This window comes from Tateyamaria armeniaca (assembly GCF_045797845.1).
GTDB classification, from domain to species: Bacteria; Pseudomonadota; Alphaproteobacteria; order Rhodobacterales; family Rhodobacteraceae; genus Tateyamaria; species Tateyamaria armeniaca.
Genome location: NZ_JBHDIY010000002.1, coordinates 1,469,155 through 1,487,515 on the forward strand (window position 1 = coordinate 1,469,155; position 18,361 = coordinate 1,487,515).

The 18,361-nt window shown below is 61.6% G+C and carries 20 protein-coding genes; 9 read left to right on the forward strand and 11 right to left on the reverse strand.

Annotation, left to right across the window (positions count from 1 at the left end; all coding sequences use genetic code 11):
• Window positions 1-19 precede the first annotated feature (19 nt).
• The 9 genes from ACERZ8_RS07305 to rbfA all read right to left on the reverse strand — a co-directional run bounded on the left by ACERZ8_RS07305 (window position 20) and on the right by rbfA (window position 7,464).
• Complete coding sequence (locus ACERZ8_RS07305; RefSeq protein ID WP_407591567.1) at window positions 20-1,060, reverse strand: trans-3-hydroxy-L-proline dehydratase; 1,041 nt, start codon at window positions 1,058-1,060, stop codon at window positions 20-22.
• 150 nt (window positions 1,061-1,210) lie between these two features.
• Window positions 1,211-1,480: a 30S ribosomal protein S15 gene (gene rpsO, locus ACERZ8_RS07310; RefSeq protein WP_108839422.1), complete on the reverse strand. Its 270-nt coding sequence runs from the start codon at window positions 1,478-1,480 to the stop codon at window positions 1,211-1,213.
• Between the two features lie 159 nt (window positions 1,481-1,639).
• Window positions 1,640-2,581, reverse strand: a complete 942-nt coding sequence (locus tag ACERZ8_RS07315; protein WP_407591568.1) for a calcium-binding protein — start codon at window positions 2,579-2,581, stop codon at window positions 1,640-1,642.
• Between the two features lie 97 nt (window positions 2,582-2,678).
• Window positions 2,679-3,203: a DUF1643 domain-containing protein gene (locus tag ACERZ8_RS07320; RefSeq protein WP_407591570.1), complete on the reverse strand. Its 525-nt coding sequence runs from the start codon at window positions 3,201-3,203 to the stop codon at window positions 2,679-2,681.
• Between the two features lie 91 nt (window positions 3,204-3,294).
• On the reverse strand, window positions 3,295-3,798 hold the full coding sequence (locus ACERZ8_RS07325) for a hypothetical protein (RefSeq protein WP_407591571.1): 504 nt from the start codon (window positions 3,796-3,798) through the stop codon (window positions 3,295-3,297).
• Between the two features lie 138 nt (window positions 3,799-3,936).
• Complete coding sequence (gene truB / locus ACERZ8_RS07330) at window positions 3,937-4,842, reverse strand: tRNA pseudouridine(55) synthase TruB (RefSeq protein ID WP_407591573.1); 906 nt, start codon at window positions 4,840-4,842, stop codon at window positions 3,937-3,939.
• A 64-nt stretch (window positions 4,843-4,906) separates the two neighbouring features.
• Window positions 4,907-6,292, reverse strand: coding sequence for an MATE family efflux transporter (locus ACERZ8_RS07335; protein WP_407591575.1), 1,386 nt, complete (start codon window positions 6,290-6,292; stop codon window positions 4,907-4,909).
• Window positions 6,293-6,334: 42 nt separating this feature from the next.
• Entirely contained in the window at window positions 6,335-7,072 is a 738-nt protein-coding gene (locus ACERZ8_RS07340; protein WP_407591577.1) for a phosphodiester glycosidase family protein, read from the reverse strand.
• Window positions 7,069-7,464: a 30S ribosome-binding factor RbfA gene (gene rbfA / locus ACERZ8_RS07345; RefSeq protein ID WP_407591578.1), complete on the reverse strand. Its 396-nt coding sequence runs from the start codon at window positions 7,462-7,464 to the stop codon at window positions 7,069-7,071. Before rbfA ends, ACERZ8_RS07340 begins: the two co-directional genes overlap by 4 nt.
• Before the next feature lie 88 nt (window positions 7,465-7,552).
• Here rbfA and dapB point away from each other — a divergent pair, with 88 nt between their 5' ends.
• Complete coding sequence (gene dapB / locus ACERZ8_RS07350) at window positions 7,553-8,368, forward strand: 4-hydroxy-tetrahydrodipicolinate reductase (protein WP_407591580.1); 816 nt, start codon at window positions 7,553-7,555, stop codon at window positions 8,366-8,368.
• A gap of 94 nt (window positions 8,369-8,462) precedes the next feature.
• Window positions 8,463-8,816 carry a dihydrodipicolinate reductase gene (locus tag ACERZ8_RS07355; protein WP_407591582.1) on the forward strand — a complete coding sequence of 118 codons (354 nt, stop codon included), beginning with the start codon at window positions 8,463-8,465 and terminating at the stop codon, window positions 8,814-8,816.
• 15 nt (window positions 8,817-8,831) lie between these two features.
• Here the strand turns inward: ACERZ8_RS07355 and ACERZ8_RS07360 are convergent, their stop codons facing one another.
• Window positions 8,832-9,440, reverse strand: coding sequence for a DJ-1/PfpI family protein (locus ACERZ8_RS07360; RefSeq protein ID WP_407591584.1), 609 nt, complete (start codon window positions 9,438-9,440; stop codon window positions 8,832-8,834).
• A 55-nt stretch (window positions 9,441-9,495) separates the two neighbouring features.
• Window positions 9,496-9,678: a DUF1674 domain-containing protein gene (locus tag ACERZ8_RS07365; RefSeq protein ID WP_407591585.1), complete on the reverse strand. Its 183-nt coding sequence runs from the start codon at window positions 9,676-9,678 to the stop codon at window positions 9,496-9,498.
• A gap of 82 nt (window positions 9,679-9,760) precedes the next feature.
• Here ACERZ8_RS07365 and ACERZ8_RS07370 point away from each other — a divergent pair, with 82 nt between their 5' ends.
• From ACERZ8_RS07370 to ACERZ8_RS07400, 7 genes are all read left to right on the forward strand, one after another.
• Window positions 9,761-11,032, forward strand: a complete 1,272-nt coding sequence (locus ACERZ8_RS07370; RefSeq protein ID WP_407591587.1) for an RsmB/NOP family class I SAM-dependent RNA methyltransferase — start codon at window positions 9,761-9,763, stop codon at window positions 11,030-11,032.
• A 74-nt stretch (window positions 11,033-11,106) separates the two neighbouring features.
• Window positions 11,107-12,852 carry a heparinase II/III family protein gene (locus ACERZ8_RS07375; RefSeq protein WP_407591589.1) on the forward strand — a complete coding sequence of 582 codons (1,746 nt, stop codon included), beginning with the start codon at window positions 11,107-11,109 and terminating at the stop codon, window positions 12,850-12,852.
• A gap of 25 nt (window positions 12,853-12,877) precedes the next feature.
• Window positions 12,878-14,461 (forward strand): bifunctional phosphoribosylaminoimidazolecarboxamide formyltransferase/IMP cyclohydrolase, encoded by a 1,584-nt coding sequence (purH, locus tag ACERZ8_RS07380; protein ID WP_407594203.1) that lies wholly within the window; start codon window positions 12,878-12,880, stop codon window positions 14,459-14,461.
• A 7-nt stretch (window positions 14,462-14,468) separates the two neighbouring features.
• Window positions 14,469-14,960 (forward strand): signal peptidase II, encoded by a 492-nt coding sequence (gene lspA / locus ACERZ8_RS07385; protein WP_407591590.1) that lies wholly within the window; start codon window positions 14,469-14,471, stop codon window positions 14,958-14,960.
• A gap of 51 nt (window positions 14,961-15,011) precedes the next feature.
• Complete coding sequence (locus tag ACERZ8_RS07390) at window positions 15,012-15,524, forward strand: DUF3035 domain-containing protein (protein ID WP_407591592.1); 513 nt, start codon at window positions 15,012-15,014, stop codon at window positions 15,522-15,524.
• Window positions 15,525-15,621: 97 nt separating this feature from the next.
• A complete protein-coding gene (locus tag ACERZ8_RS07395) occupies window positions 15,622-16,980 on the forward strand; it encodes a M16 family metallopeptidase (RefSeq protein ID WP_407591593.1) in 1,359 nt (452 codons plus the stop codon).
• A complete protein-coding gene (locus ACERZ8_RS07400) occupies window positions 16,977-18,296 on the forward strand; it encodes a M16 family metallopeptidase (RefSeq protein ID WP_407591595.1) in 1,320 nt (439 codons plus the stop codon). Before ACERZ8_RS07395 ends, ACERZ8_RS07400 begins: the two co-directional genes overlap by 4 nt.
• Window positions 18,297-18,361 lie beyond the last annotated feature (65 nt).

Sequence of the window (18,361 nt, forward strand, 5' to 3'; positions counted from 1 at the left end):
GCCGGACCCGGGCAGGTGGCTATGACTGTGATCCGAAGGACGGCCACGTGTCGGTCAGGCGATAGCCTTGGGGCCAGGGATCGTCGGGGTCCAGCATGTGCTGGTGCGTGCCGGTGATCCACGCGCGGCCCGTGATTTCGGGGATGATTGCGGGGCGTTCGCCCACCGTCGTGGTGCCGCAAATCCGGCCATGAAACTGCGATCCGATAATCGAATGCGCCGTCAACCTATCACCGACTTGCATCTGACCCGATGCATGCAACAGCGCCATGCGCGCCGACAATGCCGTCCCTGTAGGTGAACGATCCACCTTGCCCGGCTGGATCGACACAGCCGCGCTCGTGTGCAGGTGATCATCCTTCCGTTCGAGAGGACCGGCGAACAGGCAGAACGAAAAATGGCTCCATTCCGCATTCTCCGGGTGGTGAAACCGCAGTTGCGTGTTGGCGGCATTGGTGATGCGCACGCCCAGTTCAGCGATCTGCCTGGCCTCATGCGCTGTCAGCCCAAAGCCGAGAGCGGCGGCGTCCACAACCACGAAACTGTCGCCGCCATAGGCAGTATCGACTACCAGTTTGCCCAGACCCGGCACATCCAGTTCACAGTCAAGTTCGCCCGCGAAGGATGGCAGGTTCTGCACTGTGATGCTCTGGGCCTTACCATCGCGGCAGTCCGCGCGCACCCGGATCAACCCGCCGGGCGCTTCAAGCACCATCTCGGTCACCGGTTCGACCATGGGAATTATGCCGCTGTCCAGCAGCACGGTGGAAACACAAATCGAATTGGAACCGGACATGGGCGGTGTGTCTTCCGGCTCCATAATGATCCAGCCCATTTGCGCGTCGGGATGTTTGGGGGGCACCAGCAGGTTCACGTGCCGAAAGACGCCGCCGCGCGGTTCGTTCAGGACGAAATTGCGCAGGGTCTGGTCCTGTGCGATCCAGTTGCGCTGCTCCCAGAGCGTGCCGCCGGGTGGCGGGGCGACACCGCCGACGATGACATCACCCACCTCGCCCTCGGCATGGCAGGACACGACGTGAATGGTCTTGGTGCTGCGCATTGGGGGTATGTCCTGATGGGAAGTTGAGTGGGGCAAGCATGGCCGCAGAGTGGATTGAAAACAATGCTGCCAATCTCAATGTGCGACTGTCACAAAAAAACCGCGCTCTAGGGCGCGGTTTTTTCAGGGTTTGTTTTAGGGTACGTGCGCTTAGCGGCGCAGGCCCAGACGTTTGATCAGGTCCTGATAGCGCGCTTCGTCCTTGGCTTTGGTGTAGTCCAGAAGCTTGCGGCGCAGGGCAACCATTTTCAGCAGGCCGCGGCGGCCATGGTTGTCTTTCTTATGTGTCTTGAAGTGCTCTGTCAGCGTTGCGATACGCGAGGACAGGATTGCAACCTGAACTTCGGGCGAGCCTGTGTCGCCTTCTTTGGTTGCGAATTCTTTCATGACGCGTGCTTTTTCTTCAGCAGTAATCGACATCGGGTTCTCCTTTGTGCGTTAGAGTGAGACGCCGCCGGCCGGGATGTCGTCCAGCACGGGGCCAAATACCGGCGCAAGCCGGGGATGCGCGCGTATAGGAAAGAATCAGATGGATGGCAAAGCCTAATTTCAACGGGCTTAGCGGCAAACGCTGCAGTATCAGGCCGGTGCCATCCCGGCCGATTGCGCAAGGCTGAGCGGCATGATTGAAATATCCTCGATCGAGATATGTGCGCCGTCCAGTACGTTGGCCACGACCACCCCGTCCATGAACACCTGCATCACCTGCGGATCATCAGGGTTCGCCTGCAGGCTGATGTCGGGCACCTCGGCGTCGTCTTCGTAGATTAGCAGGATGTTGTCGTCGGCTGCATCGAAATCGATGATGTCCATCGCGTGCCCTTCAGTGATCCAGCTGCCTCCGACGATCGTATCCGCGCCGTCACCGGATGTGACCGTGTCGTCATTGCCGGCGATGATCACATCGTCGCCGCCACCGCCGTTCAGGTAGTCACCTTCGTCCGTATCATCGACTGCTTCTGTTTCCGGGTCGTCTTCGACCCCGTTCAGCAGATCATTGCCCCAGCCGCCAAACAGCGTGTCCTCGCCCGCGCCGCCTGACAAGCTGTCCGACCCCAGACCGCCATGCACTGCGTCGTCACCGTCGCCGCCAAGGGCGACGTCATCACCTGCAGACCCATGCAAGGAGTCGTCGCCCGCGCCACCCGTCAGCGAGTCGTCACCGCTGCCGCCATAGATTGTGTCGTTGCCCTCGTCTCCGGCCAATGTGTCATCGCCATCGACGCCCTGAATGCTGTCATTGCCCTCGCCACCTTGGATCACATCGTTGGTTTCGGACCCGTAGAGCAGGTCATTTGCATCGGTGCCCACATTTGCGGGGTCAGGTGTTACGAGGGTTTGTACGGGGGTCGGGGCGACGTCATCGTCGTCTGTATCCTCGTCACCTGCATCTTCGGTTTCGGTGTCTGGCGTGTCCCTCGCCTCATCCTCTTGCGCTTCATCCTTGGAATCGCCGTCCATGTCGATCACACCGAGTGCACCAACCGCCAACAATCCCATCAATCCCGCAAGCCACAGCATGGCATCATCCCATCCAAGGGCGAATTGCCCGGAGGGACATATAGGCCTATGCGCGACCTCAAATCAAAGCGTTTCATATCAACTGGTTAACGCCCAATTAAGGCGTCACTGCCGCTTCTGACCAACGCTCCGGAGACTGAGAGTACGGCAGGTAAAGGGGATGTTTCGGGTGCCCGGCTTTGGACAGCCCCAGATGAAACAGCGGGCGCGCCGTACTGTGCAGCAGTGTTGCAACCTGCGCGCCGCGATCCAGATGCGCGCCATGTGTGCCCCACGCGGCAATTACTTCGTCTGCCCATGCGGCGCGTTCCAGAATGGCCGCGTCATTGTCCGGGCCAATCGGGTCCGCCGCGGCGCGCATGGCCTTAGGATCGGTGTCGCGCCAGGCAAAGATGTTGGTCACCGCAAAGCTGCCAAACCCGAGTGTCCGCGCCCGCCTTTCGCAGCGCTCGACCGTGGGGTCGTTCTGAACTTCTGTAGCGGTTGACGGGTTGAGCATGACGAAGTTCACCCGGCGCCCCGACGCATCCCAGACCCGGGTCAGGCTGTAGCGGTAGTTTTCGCAATCCGAATAGATCGCAGTGGATGGCGCGTCGCCTTTGGTATGTGTGCGGGTGATCATGCGCGCGTTGTGCCAGCGTGACGAAAGCTGCGCAACGCAAAGAAAAGGCCGCCCCGACGATGGAGCGGCCTTTTGTGGCGCGACTTGGTCGTTATTCCGCGGGAATGGCGTGTGCTTCCCTGCGCAGGTCAAGGACAGCGCCTTTGGCTTCCATGATTGCGGCAGCGACAAGGGCGTAGACGATGTGACCCCACAGCGCGACCCACGTAATGCCAGTCCAGCCGAGGAAGGGTTTGTTGCCGGTCACAAGGTGCGCCATGACGTACAACGCAAAGACCCAAAGGGCGACACCGTAGGCTACGGCCGTGACGGACCAGTGTAGGCGCGGTGCGACCGTCAATTGGATGGGGCGTGCAATCGCAAAGTACCCAACAGCATAGAAAACGAGACCGGTGAGCGTGTGCAGCAAATGTGCAGCCCCTGATGGGTTCGCCCCGAAGATCGCCTTGAGCGATGCACCGGCGAGGCCGACAGGCGCAAGTTTCGCATAGCCAAAGAGCGGGCTGAGCGCCTGCCCGAAGGCGTCAAAGGCGATGGTAGCGAACGCGCCTGCGGTGAGGACGGTGCCAATGGTGCGGAGTGTGACTTGGGTCATTTTGGTGTCTCCCTGAAGGGTGTGGTGTGTCTGATAGGTCGAATATGGACCATGTGGTTCCAAATCGAAAGACACCTCACGCAGGGCTGATCGAAGGCCGTTTTTTGTAACAATTGGCGGCGAGGCCGAAGGGCAACGTCAGAGATTGAACACGCGAGACGGGTGCAATTCTCCGGCCTTGTAGCGGCCCACGGCAACAGGAACGCCGTCAAGTGAGGCCCAGGCCTCGTCTCCGTATTCAACGTCCGAGGCCAGGACCATGCCGGGGTTGCCGTTGCGCATCCGTGTGGCGCCTTCCGTTGTGGCTTTGAGCTCGGGCAGATCGACGAGCCCCTCGGCCACGGGGCGCAAATGGGCGTCAAGATCGGGCGTGTGCGCCAGCGCCTCGACCTGTTCCATGCTCACGCCCTCGTCTGCATCGAAAGGCCCCGACCAGATGCGTCGCAATTCCCGCACATGGCCAAAACAACCCAACGCAGCGCCCAGATCGCGGGCGATGGAGCGCACATACCCACCCTTGCCGCAGGTCATTTCAAGGGTGACATGATCTGCGTCCGGGCGGTCTGTCATGATCAGTTCCTCGACCCAAAGCGGGCGTGCGGCGATGTCTACATCTTCGCCGCTGCGGGCCAGTTTGTAGGCGCGCTCACCATCGATCTTGACGGCTGAGAATTTGGGCGGCACTTGCATGATATCGCCGACAAAAGCGCCAAGCGCGGCCTTGATCTGTTCGTCTGTCGGGCGGGTGTCGGATGTGTCCAGCACTTCGCCTTCGGCATCGTCTGTGTTGGTGGATTGACCCAGGCGCACAGTGAATCTGTATGCTTTGAGCGCATCGGTGATGTAGGGCACAGTCTTGGTCGCTTCACCAAGGGCGACGGCCAAAACGCCCGTGGCGTCCGGATCAAGGGTGCCCGCATGGCCCGCCTTTTTGGCTCCCAGCGCCCAGCGAACCTTGTTCACCACCGCCGTGGATGTCGGCCCGGCAGGTTTGTCGATGACCAGCCAGCCCGAGATATCGCGCCCTTTGCGTGTGCGGCCCATATGCGCCTGCCCTCAATCTATGTCCTTGCGAGAGGTGTCGCCTAGCTGACGCACAGACGCTTTGTCAATCGCCGGAGGCTGCCGCGCGGGCCGCCTTGGCCGGGCCGCCAATTCCGGGGGCATCGCTGCCCAACAGGCCGACCGCACGACAGGCCACCACGGCCCCCCACGCCCCCAGAACGTTGGCAAGCACCGCGGCCGCAATTATGCCCGTGTAACCAAACACAAGCACACCAACCCATGCGAACGGGATATAGATCAGCGTGATGCGCGCCGCGCTCAGCCCCATCGACCACATGGCCCGGTCGCGCGCATTCATGGCAGCGTTGCCGGTGATCAGAACGCCATAGCCGAAAAACGACAAGCCGACGAAACGCAGGTAATGCGCGCCATATTCTGCCGCGGCATCGTTGTCGGCGACCAGCGCGGCAATGGGCTTGGCAAAGAACAACAGAACGATCCCGAGGGCGACGCCATAGACCACGCAGGCGATGAACGTCAGGCGCACTGATTTCTGCGCCCTCTCGGTTTTGTCTGCCCCCCATGCTTGTCCGACCACCGGGCCGATGCCTGCTGACAGGGCAAGCATGGGCAGGAACAGCAGTGATTGCACCCGGGTGGCTGCGCCAAATCCCGCAACGGCAGTATCACCCACAACGGCAACGGCGGCGGTTACGGCGGCCATACCACCGGGATTGATGGCGTTTGACAGGGACGCAGGTGCCGCAACGCGACCGATTTTTCGGGCGGATGTCCCAAACCCTTTGAACGGGTTCAGATCAAGGCAGATGTCGCGATGCCACGTTGCGTAGGCGATTACCCCGACAAAGCCGATGACGCGGGCAAGAAATGTGGCCATGCCCGCCCCCGCAACGCCCAGTTCAGGCACAAAACCCCAGCCGAAGATGAGCAGAGGCGTCAGTGCGATATTGATGATTGCCTGCCCGACCATCGTGATTGCGGTGACTTCAGATCGACCTGCGGCGCGAAACACCGAATTGAGGGACTGTGCGACGACCAGACAGGGAAAGCTGAGGCTCCACCACAGGATGTAAGCCATCACGGCGTCCAGCACTTTGCCAGAGGCACCCATGAGCCCGAACAACCACGGCGCTGCGGCGTAAAACAACACTGCCACGGTCGTTGACAGGCCAAGCCCCAGCATCATCGCGTGTAGCGTCATGCGCTGCTTGCCCTCGTCCTCACCCCGGCCCAGAGCCTGGGCGACCACCGAACTGGTCCCCGCGCTCAGCCCGATGGACAGTGACGTCAGCGTCATGATGACCGGATAGATGAACCCGACCGCCGTCAGCGCAAAATCCCCATAGCGCGCCAGAAAGAAGGCGTCAGCCAGCCCCACCAGCAGCACTCCGAAGATGCCGATGCTCATCGGGGCAGAGACGCGGAACAGGGCGCGGCCCACGGATTGATCGTTCAGGGATTGGGACATCAGGCAGCCTTAGCATTGCGGCGGGATATCCCCGCGATGCGTTTAACGCGCCAAAGGCTCGACGGTTCCGATGATCGGTCCGAGGGAAAACCCGATATCGCTGCGATTGAGGTCGGGCGCATAAAGCCGCGAGATGTTTCCATCAAGAAACAGCGCGTTGGGTAGCTTGAGATGATCACGATAAAGGCGACCGAATTCATGGAATGTCACCGGGCTGTCTGAGATCGCAAAGATCGCAGTCTTTCCGTCCGCGCTGGTGCCCACGCCATTGCGGATGTAGCGCGACGTGCTGTCAGGCAGGAAACGCGGATGCAGCGCGCCGTCGATCACCAGCATCGGGCCAGATTGCGTGGCGTAGGTACACTCCGGTGCCTGATCCACATAGCGCAAAGTCTCGAACACATCCGCACGCCCCGGTCGGATGCACAGGATCCCGTTGGGCAGCAGCCCAAAGTTGCCCGGGCCTGCATTGGGGATCACGCGCATGACCTCCTGGCCGTCTTCGACATAATGGCCCACAGGCGCGCGATCGTCGTGATACATGCCCGCGTTCATCGCAAAGCCAAGGCGCAAACCTTCGGTCTGCAAGTGCCGTTCAACAGCGCTGAATTGCCGAAAGGGCGCGCCGCTGTCGGTATAAAGAAAAAGGCGCAGGTCCTCGGAATGCAGATCGACCGTGCAGATCGTGTAGCCGATCTCGTCGTGGCGAATGTCTTCACATGCCACCGCCCACGCCGGTGCTGCCCAGATCAGCAGCGCCAACAGGGCGGCACGTATCATGCGTCGGTGTCCCGGCGCACGTCGTCCTGTTCCAGCATGCGGCGCGTATCATCCATCCGGTCGAACGTCTCATCCAGCTGAAAGCGCAAATCGGGTGCAAACTTCAACGCCAGCTTTTTGGACACCGCGCGGCGCAATTCGCCTTTGTTGCGGGCCAGCAGCTTGAGCACGTCGTCCTGACCCTGCCCGCCAAGTGGCAGGACATAGGCCGTCGCGATCTTGAGGTCGGGCGAAGTGCGCACCTCGCCAACAGTGATCGACATAGTGTTCAACTCGGGGTCGTGCACATCGCCGCGCGCCAGCACTTCGGCCAGCGTGCGCCGGATCAGTTCTGCCACACGAAGCTGGCGCTGTGACGGGCCACCGCCCTCGTGAAATCTGTTCTTTCCCATATCACCCATCTAAGGGGGCCGCGCCCCTTTGCCAAGCGGCCTCGGGCGCGCTAGGACAGCGGGAAATCGCCAAGTGAGGGCCAAAGCCATGTCAGAATTGCCGGGGATCGTGATTGCGGGGGCGTCAGGCCGTATGGGCCAGATGCTGATCCGCTCTGTTCAGGACAGCGACAAGATGCGTCTGGTGGGTGTGCTTGAGCGTGAAGGGCACGACTGGATTGGACGCGATGTGGGCGAGGCGATGGGCGGACAGCCCATTGGCGCGCTGGTCTGGGATGATCCGCTTGAGCCGATGTCGCAGGCCCGCGCTGTGATCGATTTCACCGCGCCCGAGGCGACCATCGCACTCAGCCACACCGCCGCACAGGCGCGCGCCGCACACATTATCGGCACCACCGGCATGACGGATGAACAGATCGCGCAGCTTGAACCGGCATCGCGCCATTGCGCCATCGTGCGGGCGGGCAACATGAGCCTTGGCGTCAACCTGCTGGTTCAGCTTACAAAACAGGTGGCCGCCGCCTTGGACGAGGATTTCGACATCGAGGTGATCGAATCCCACCACCACCACAAGGTCGACGCGCCCTCGGGCACTGCCCTGATGCTGGGTGAGGCGGCGGCCGAGGCGCGCGGGGTGACCCTATCTGATGTGCGCGACGCGGGCCGCGACGGGATCACAGGCGCACGGCGCAAGGGTGACATCGGGTTCACAGCCATTCGCGGCGGCGACATCGTGGGTGAACATGACGTGTTGTTTGCAGGCCCGGGCGAGCGGATCGTCCTGCGCCACATGGCAACGGACCGGGCGCTTTTCGCCAAAGGAGCGTTGAAGGCCGCGCTTTGGGCAATGGACAAATCGCCCGGGCAATATGACATGCTGGACGTGCTGGGGCTGAAATCCTGAAACGGCGTGTAAAAAATTTCCACGCAAAGTGAACCGAACCCGCTGTTCGTGCGTAAGCCTTTCAAGAATTTTCGTAGCCACGGGAAAAATGTCCATGCGTATGATCTTTGCAGCTGCCGTTGCGGCATTTGCCGCTGGCCCCGTCTGGGCCGAACTGGTCAAGGTGGATGAACAGGCGGAATTCGTTGAGCTGGTCAAGGGCAAGACACTGACGCGCCCAATGGTCAAAATAATGGTCTCCAGCGACGGCCAGATCGACGGGCGCGGTTCCCTCTGGGACATCGAAGGCTCGTGGTCATGGCAAGACGGCTATTTCTGCCGCGACCTGTTCTGGGGCGGCGATGCGCTGGGGTACAACTGTCAGGAAGTGCAGGCGAGCGCGGACGGGCAGATCAAATTCACCTCTGATAGGGGTGCAGGCGACAGCGCGATGTTTCGGTTGCGGTAGACCGACACCGGTCGATCAAACTAGCCCTGCCAGCTTGGCAAATGGATCGCGGCTGGCGTCCTGATGCCATTCGTATTCGGATCCAAGGGCCAGTCGTTCCGCCATTTCAATGCCAAACAGATCAGCCATCACGGCAAGGGCCATGTCCATGCCAGCGGATACGCCTGAGGAGGTAAAGAATTTGCCATCCTCGACCCAACGCGCCTCTTTGATCCACTCGACGCCCGGTGCCAGATGCACAGTCTGATTGAAATCAATCTTGTTGGTGGTCGCCTTGCGCCCGTCAAGAATTCCGGTCATGCCCAAAAGCACCGTGCCCGTGCAAACTGCCATAACCCGTTCCGCATTGGCTGAGGCTCGCCGCAGCCAGTCGACCATCTCTGGATCGTCCGCCAGCTTCAGCGCGGAGTCTCCGCCGGGAATGAGCAGAAGATCGTAGTCGTCCTTTTCAGCGATTGTCCGGTCGATCACGATGCGCTGACCATGGCAGCTCGGCACAGGGTCAGGCCCTTTGGCGACAGTGATAATCTCTGTCTCTTTGCCGTAACCACCCAGCATTTCGATGGGGCCGAAATAGTCCAGCGTCTCAAACTCTGGGAAAACCAGTGCGCCAAGCGTTCTCATTAATGTGGTCCTTTGTTGATGACGTTGGCAGGCTATGGGTAGTCGGCTGAGCGCATCAGAAATCGATGGCGATGCCCTTCTTCTCCCAATCGCCATAGCGCACAGGCTCGGGTCCGTCGCGCCCGCCCAACTCCTTGGGCAGGTCCAGCGCTTTGGCGTCTTTACGCCGCGCCTCTGCTTCTGCCAACGCGCGCTGGGCGGCGGGGGGCAGGTCGGTGTGATCGGGATCGTCGCTCATGGGGTTCCTCTTGGGCTATAGCGTTGATATACGCCCGATCCTGATCCCGGCAAGGCGGGTGAGACATTTCAAGGATCCCTCCATGAGCGACATTGGCCTGCCCGCGCGGCGAAGTGCGATCTATCTGCTCGATCAGATCATGGGCGAGGGCAAGCTGATGTCCGAAGTCATTGGTGCCGGTGCACTCGACCGCCTTGACCCTGCCGACCGCGCCCGTGCGCAACGCCTTGCGACCGAAACACTGCGCAGCATGGAGCGCGTGGACCGCCTGCTGCAACGCCATCTGCAGAAATATCCCGCAACCACCGTCCGCAACGCGCTGCGCATCGGCACGTATGAGCTGTGTCAGGGTGAGGCGGCGCATGGGGTCGTCAATGCGATGGTCACCATCATCTCGAAACACAAGCGCTACGGTCACCTCAAGGGCCTCGTGAATGCCGTGCTGCGCAAAGTGGCCGACAAAGGGGTCGAGCAATGGCCGACCTTGCGCATCCCGCGCCTGCCATCCTGGCTGCGCAAGCCTTTGGTGCAGGCATGGGGGGCAGAGGCAGTCGTGGGGATGGAGACTGCGTTTTTTGCCACCAGCCCGCTGGATCTGACGCCGAAATCGGACGGAGTGGCGGTGGCGAATGCCACGGGCGGTGTGCTGCTGCCGACAGGTTCGGTGCGACTGGCTGAGGCCGGGCAGGTGTCGGCAATGCCGGGATTCACCAGTGGCGATTGGTGGGTGCAGGATGCCGCCGCGGCCATACCTGCCCGTGTGCTTGATGCGCAACAGGGTGAGACCGTGCTTGATCTGTGTGCCGCACCGGGTGGCAAAACGATGCAATTGGCCGCCAGCGGGGCAACCGTGACAGCGGTCGATATCTCGCCCGGACGGATGGAGCGTGTGGCGCAAAACCTGATCCGCACGGGGTTGAGCGCAGACACTCTTGTTGCGGATGTGTTCGATGTGACAGGCCAATACGATGCAATTCTGCTCGATGCACCCTGCTCGGCCACGGGAACGATTCGCCGCCACCCCGATCTGCCATTTGCCAAGGACGGGTCGGAATTTGGCGCGTTGATCGCGTTGCAGGAGCGGATGATCGATCACGCGCTGACCTTGCTGAGACCCGGCGGGCGCATGGTGTTTTGCACCTGTTCCCTGCTGCCGGACGAAGGTGAGGTGCAAGTGGAAGAAGCGCTGGAACGCCATCCCGACGTAAGCGTAGAGCGTGCAGCGCTTAACCGCCCCGGAAACGATGCGGCATGGATTACGGAAGAGGGTGGGCTGCGTCTGCGCCCGGACCTATGGGCGGAACATGGCCACATGGACGGATTTTACATTGCGGCCTTGCGCAAATCTCCCTGAGGTTGCGTGACTCGAGGCACGGCGCAAGCTATGGTGTGCCAAAACGCGCATAAAGACGCATCGAGGCAGTGACTATGACCGATCCCTACGGGTTTTCCGCAAGAAAGGCCCGGTTCCTGAACCGTTGGCACGCGGCCAGATCGACCCGAACGGGTGCGGTCACCGCCTTTGTCTCTGCCCCCGAACCGCGCACCATCGGCAGCTTTGCCAAGGGGCGACAGTTGGTGGCAGGCAATTACTTGTTTGCCGGTGCTTTGGTCGAGGCACCAAACACCGAACTGTGGGATGTCACGGCCCCTGACCGCGCCTTCGAGGATGCTTTGCACGGGTTTGCGTGGCTTGATGATCTGGCCGCCGTTGGCGACGCCAAATGCCGCACCTACGGGCAACGCTGGCTGTGGGGCTGGATATCTCGCTATGGACGCGGGCGCGGACCGGGCTGGACACCTGACCTGACGGGCCGCCGCCTGATCCGCTGGATCAACCACGCCTTGTTTCTGTTGCGCGGACTGGACGGGCAAGAACCGGATGCCTTCTTCCTCTCTCTCGCTCAACAGACCCGGTTTCTGTCACGCCGTTGGCACGCCGCCGCCCCGGGACTGCCCCGGTTCGAAGCGCTGACAGGTCTGATCTATGCCGGTCTGTCATTGGAAGGGATGGAGGATCTGGCCCCGCCCGCCATTGCAGCCCTCGCACGGGAATGCGATCAGAAGATCGACGCCGAAGGCGGCATTCCCACCCGCAACCCCGAAGAGTTGCTGGACGTCTACACGCTGCTGACATGGGCCGCGGCCGCTCTTGAAGACGCCAGCAAAGCCGTGCCCGACGCCCATATGGCCGCGATTGAGCGGATCACGCCGACTCTGCGCACCTTGCGCCATTCCGACGGTGGTCTTGCCCGCTTTCATGGCGGCGGGCGTGGGCAGGAAGGGTGGCTGGATCATGCGCTGGCCGCATCCGGCGTGCGGACGAGGCAGGCCGACGGCTTGTCGATGGGCTATGCGCGCCTGAGTGCGGGGCGCACCAGTGTGATCATCGACGCTGCCAAACCGCCTGCGCCCGAGGCGAGCCACAACGCCCATGCCTCCACACTTGCCTTCGAGCTGACCTCGGGCCGTCGCCCGTTGATCGTGAATTGCGGCTCTGGCGCCAGCTTTGGCGCGAACTGGCGGCGGGCAGGGCGCGCGACGCCGTCCCATTCGGCGCTGACGCTGGATGGCTATTCCAGTGCCCGGCTCGGTGATGCCGACCGCGCCACATCCCGCGAAATCCTGATCGACGCGCCAGATCATGTCCCGATCGAGGTCAGCCAGGCCCCGGACGGCACGCGCTTTCAGGGAGGGCACAACGGATACAGTCGCACGCACGGTCTGACCCATGCCCGCCAGTTGGAGCTGACATTCGACGGGCGCGGCATGGCGGGTGAAGACATGTTGCTGGCGCTGGAGGAACACGAAAAGCGGCAGTTTGACCGTGTGATGGATGCCAAGACGCTTGGCGGTATCCCCTATGACATCCGTTTTCATCTGCACCCCGAGGTCGATGCCGAACTCGATATGGGCGGCTCGGCTGTGTCCATCGCGCTCAAAAGCGGGGAGATGTGGGTGTTTCGCCATGACGGGACACAGGAATTGTCCCTTGAACCAAGCGTTTACCTTGAGACGGGGCGTCTCAAGCCGCGCGCCAGCCAGCAAATACGGCTGTCGGGACGGGCAATGGGATATGCCACGCGCGTCCGCTGGTCCTTGTCCAAGGCGCAGGAAACTGCCATGGGCATCCGCGACCTGAACCGGGATGAACCGGTAGAGATGTACGACTGAAGGATGGCTGCCCCCGATGACCAACATGACTGACCTCGCCCCTGTGCGCCGCGCGCTGATTTCCGTGTCCGACAAGACCGGGCTGGAGGTGTTTGCCACCGCCCTCGCAGGTATGGGGATCGAATTGCTGAGCACGGGCGGCACGGCGCAAGCGCTGCGCGAGGCGGGTCTGGCGGTCAGGGATGTGGCGGATGTCACCGGGTTCCCTGAGATGATGGATGGCCGTGTCAAGACGCTTCATCCGGTGGTGCATGGCGGTTTGCTGGCGCTGCGTGACAATGACGATCACGTCGCCTCGATGGAGGAACACAGCATCGGGGCCATCGATCTGGTGGTGGTCAACCTCTATCCGTTCGAGGAAACCGTGGCCAAGGGCGCGGCATATGACGAAGTGATCGAGAACATCGATATCGGCGGTCCGGCGATGATCCGTTCGGCGGCCAAGAATCATGGTTTTGTCACCGTGGTGGTCGATGTCGAAGACTATGACGCCGTGATCGCGGAACTGGTCGGGCAGGAGGGGCAGACTTCCTATGCCCTGCGCCAGCGCCTTGCGCAGACCGCCTATGCCCGCACTGCCGCCTACGACACCGCCGTCAGCACATGGATGGCTGCGCAAGTTCGCGAGACACCGCGCCGCCGGACCTTTGGCGGTGCCTTGGCGCAGACGCTGCGATATGGTGAAAACCCGCATCAGGCCGCCGCATTCTACACCGACGGCTCGGCCCGTCCGGGCGTCGCAACTGCGACGCAGCATCAGGGCAAGGAACTGTCCTATAACAACATCAATGACACCGACGCGGCGTTCGAACTGGTGAGCGAATTCGCAGGTCAGGGCCCTGCCTGCGCCATCATCAAACATGCCAACCCGTGCGGCGTGGCAACGGGTGCTACGCTGGCCGAGGCTTATACGCGGGCCTTCGACTGCGACCGCACAAGTGCATTTGGCGGCATCATCGCGCTGAACCAGCCGCTTGATGGTGAAACGGCTGAGGCGATCAGCGGCATCTTTACCGAAGTGGTCATTGCGCCCGGGGCAGATCCCGACGCCATCGAAGCCTTTGCCCGGAAAAAGAACCTGCGCCTTCTCACGACAGACGGGTTGGCGGACCCTGCGGCGGCAGCGCTGGCGGTCAAACAGGTGTCGGGTGGCTTTCTGGTGCAGGACAAGGATGTGGGCCGAATCAGCCGCGATGACCTGAAAGTCGTCACCAAGCGCCAGCCGACCGATCAGGAACTGGCCGACATGCTCTTTGCATGGACGGTCGCCAAGCACGTGAAATCCAACGCCATCATCTACGTCAAGGACGGCGCAACCGTGGGCGTCGGTGCCGGACAGATGAGCCGCGTCGACAGCACTCGCATCGCGGCCCGCAAAGCGCAGGACATGGCCGAGGTCATGGGCCTGCCCGCGCCGCTGACCCAAGGGTCGGTTGTGGCCTCTGATGCGTTCTTTCCCTTTGCTGATGGCCTCATCACGGCAGCCGAGGCGGGGGCCACCGCCCTGATCCAGCCCGGCGGGTCGATGCGCGATGACGAAGTGATTGCCGCCGCTGACAAGGCAGGATTAGCCATGGTCTTTACCGGCATGCGCCATTTCCGGCATTAGGGGTCCCATGAAACTTCTCTGGATCTGTGCAGCACTGGCGTTCGGCCTCGACCAGTTGTCGAAATACCTGGTCATTCATGTTCTGGGCGTGTCGGCGTTCAGGCCCATGGACGTGCTGCCCCCGATCCTGAACTTTCGCTATGGCGAGAACCGGGGGATCAACTTTGGTCTGCTTGGTGACGGCACCAGCGTCTGGGTTCTGATCGGCATTGCCATTGTGATTTGTGGTGGTGTGCTGTGGTGGATGATCAAACACCCGCAACCGCAACTGGCGCGCGCCAGTGCGGGGCTGTTGATCGGTGGCGCTTTGGCCAACGTGTTTGACCGGCTGCTTTATGGTTTCGTTCTTGATTTCCTGAACATGTCCTGCTGTGGCATCGACAACCCGTTCGTATTCAACGTCGCGGATATTTTCATCTTTGCCGGGGCCATCGGCCTTGTCTTCTTTGGTCAGGAAAGCGCATCTGCCAAAAAGAAGGCGTCCAAAAAGGGCACGTGACAAGCGGGCTCAAGCTGCGATAATGCGGCTCAAGTTGAGGAGAGTTCTCTCATGCGTCTGATCGTCTGTGCCCTGATTGCCGTTACCGTCCTTGCCGCGTGCGAGAACAAAGGGCTGCGCCAGATCCAGTCGCGTGGCGAAGGACCGGATGAATTCATCATTGTGCCCGCCAAACCGCTTGAACAACCCGAAAGCTTTTCGGCCCTTCCCGAACCCACCCCCGGTGGCTTCAATCGCACCGATCAGCGCCCGCTCGAAGACAGCGTGGCAGCACTTGGTGGACAGCGCACATCACCCAACGCTCCGGTCCCCGGCAGTGACGCGGCCCTTGTGAACCACACCAGCCGCTTCGGGCGCGAAGCCAACATTCGTGCGACGCTGGCCGCAGCAGATGCGCAGTTCCGCAAACGGCAGTCCCGCCTGACGCAAATCCGGATCTTTCAGGAAGATTCCTATGCGCAGGCTTATCGCCGCGAAGCGATCAGACCAGCCCGCGTTGCCGAACAGTTCCGCCGCGCAGGCATTCCGACCCCGACAGCGCCGCCCGCCGGGCGTCGGCGCTGATCAACGGGCGTTGATCCTCACAAAGACGCCAGTGCCGCTTGAAGGTGGCACCCGGCGTCGTATCTGTTAGCCCAACCGCTCCTTATCAGGATTTGTCATGACCCGTCTGCGCGCCGTTTTTGCCGTCTTTGCCCTGTCACTTACCGTCTTGCCCGCCGCGTTGCGCGCCGATCAGGACGCGGTGACCACTTTTGAACTCGACAACGGCATGCAGGTGGTGGTGGTCGAGGACAACCGAGCACCCGTTGTCCAGCACATGGTCTGGTACCGCGCGGGGTCTGCGGACGAACCGGTCGGCTCCTCAGGCGTGGCCCACTTTCTGGAACACCTGCTGTTCAAGGCAACCGACACGCTGGCCGATGGCGAGTTGTCCGCCACGGTGGCCGCCAATGGCGGGCGGGATAATGCGTTCACCAGCTATGACTACACCGCCTATTTCCAGCGCGTCGCGGCCGACCGGCTTGAGTTGATGATGCGGATGGAAGCGGACCGGATGCGCAACATCCGCTTTACCGAACAGAATGTTGCGACCGAGCGTCGTGTGATCATCGAGGAACGCAACCAACGCACCGAGAACAACCCGCGCGCCCTGTTTGGCGAGCAGATGAATGCGGCCCAGTACCTCAACCACCGCTACGGCGTGCCGATCATCGGCTGGATGCACGAGATGGAGAGTCTCGACAAGGCAGACGCGCTGGGGTTCTACAACACCTACTACTATCCCAATAACGCCATCCTTGTGGTGTCGGGTGATGTCGATCCTGACGAGGTCAAACAGCTGGCCGAGACGTATTACGGGGTGATCCCGGCCAATCCCGATCTGCCCGAGCGTATCCGCTCCGAAGAGCCACCCCAGACCGCCGAACGCCGCGTGATCTTTCGCGATGCGCGGGTCGCACAGGAATATGTGAGCCGGTCCTACCTTGCCCCCGAACGCGATCCCGGTGATCAGGAAGCCGCCGCCGCGCTGACCCTTCTGGCCGAAGTGCTGGGCGGTGGGCAAACCAGCTACATGACGGAAAAGCTGCAGTTTGAGGAACAGAAAGCCGTCTGGTCCGGGGCCTTTTATCGTGGCGCCACGCTGGATGATACGACTTTTGACGTGGTGATCGTCCCGGTGCCGGGGCTGAGCCTGCAAGAGGCCGAAGATGCGATGGACGCGGTACTGGCGCAATTCCTGATCGACGGCGTGGACCCCGAACAGCTTGAGCGCATCAAGTATCAACTGCGCGCCAGCGAGATTTACCAGCGCGACGATGTGGACCGCATCGCACGCCGTTATGGGGCTGCGATGTCCGTCGGTCTGAGTGTCGAAGATATTCAGGAATGGCCTGATATCCTGCAGGCAGTCACCGCCGATGACATCATGGATGCCGCGCGCCTTGTCCTTAATCGCGACGCGTCGGTGACCGGCTGGCTGACACGGCCCGTCACACCGCAGGAGGTAAGCCAATGACCCGTTTTCTGATGGCTTTGGTCCTTGCCCTTGTCGCCACCTTGCCAGCCCGGGCCGAGGTCAAGATCGAGGAAGTCGTAAGCCCCGGTGGCATTACCGCATGGTTGGTGCGCGAACCGTCGATCCCTTTTCTGGCGCTTGAGCTGCGGTTTCGCGGGGGTGCGTCCTTGGACGCTCCGGGCAAGCGTGGGGCGATCAACCTGATGACCGGCTTGCTTGAAGAAGGGGCGGGCGACCTTGATGCGCGCGCCTTTGCCCGCGCACAGGAAAGCCTCGCGGCATCGTTTGGATATGACATCGGTGACGATGCCTTGTCCGTCTCGGCCAAGTTCCTGAGCGAGAACCGGGATGAGGCTGTCGAGTTGCTGCGCAAATCCATCATCGCACCCAGCTTTGATCCCGACGCCCTTGAACGTGTGCGCGAGCAGGTGCTGACGGGCCTTCGCTCTGACGCCAAGGATCCGGACGAGATTGCGCGCCGTACATTTGATGCCATGGCCTATGGCGATCACCCCTATGCGACCCCTTATGAAGGCACCATCGAAAGCGTGACGGCCTTGTCGCGCAAAGACATGCTTGAGGCGCATCGCGGCGTGTTCGCCAAGGATCGCCTCTATGTCGGTGTTGCCGGGGATATCACGCCCGAAGAGCTGGGCCCGCTTTTGGACGCGTTGCTGGGTGCCTTGCCAGAGGAAGGCGCGCCCATGCCGACAGAGGCCCCGATCCTGATTGAGGGCGGCACGACCGTTGTTCAATTCGAGACACCCCAGTCGGTTGCCATCTTTGGCCAGCGTGGCATTGCGCAAGACGATCCCGACTTCTTTGCCGCGAATGTTCTCAATCAGGTGCTTGGCGCGGGGGGCTTTGAAAGCCGCCTGATGACCGAAGTGCGTGAAAAGCGTGGACTGACATATGGAGTCTATTCCTATCTCGTGCCGCAGGATTACGCCGAAACCGTGCAGGGGCAGGTCGCATCCGCCAATGACCGCATCGCCGAGGCGGTGTCGGTGATCCGCGATGAGTGGGCGCGCGCCGCAAGCGAGGGCATCACCCAAGCTGAACTGGACGCCGCCAAGACCTATATCACCGGCGCCTACCCGCTGCGCTTTGACGGCAATGGACCCATCGCGCGCATCATGGTTGGCATGCAGATGCTGGGCCTGCCCATCGATTACATCGCCACCCGCAACGACAAGGTCGAGGCGGTGACACTGGAGGACGTACAACGTGTGGCCAGTGAATTGCTGGACCCGGAAGGTTTGCATTTCGTCGTTGTGGGCCAGCCAGAGGGCTTGGAAAGCTCTGTCGCCAATTGAGCGCTTGCGCACGCGTGAAGTTTTGCACCCGCGCGCCGCGCGGGTGCGTTGTTTGGGGCTTTACC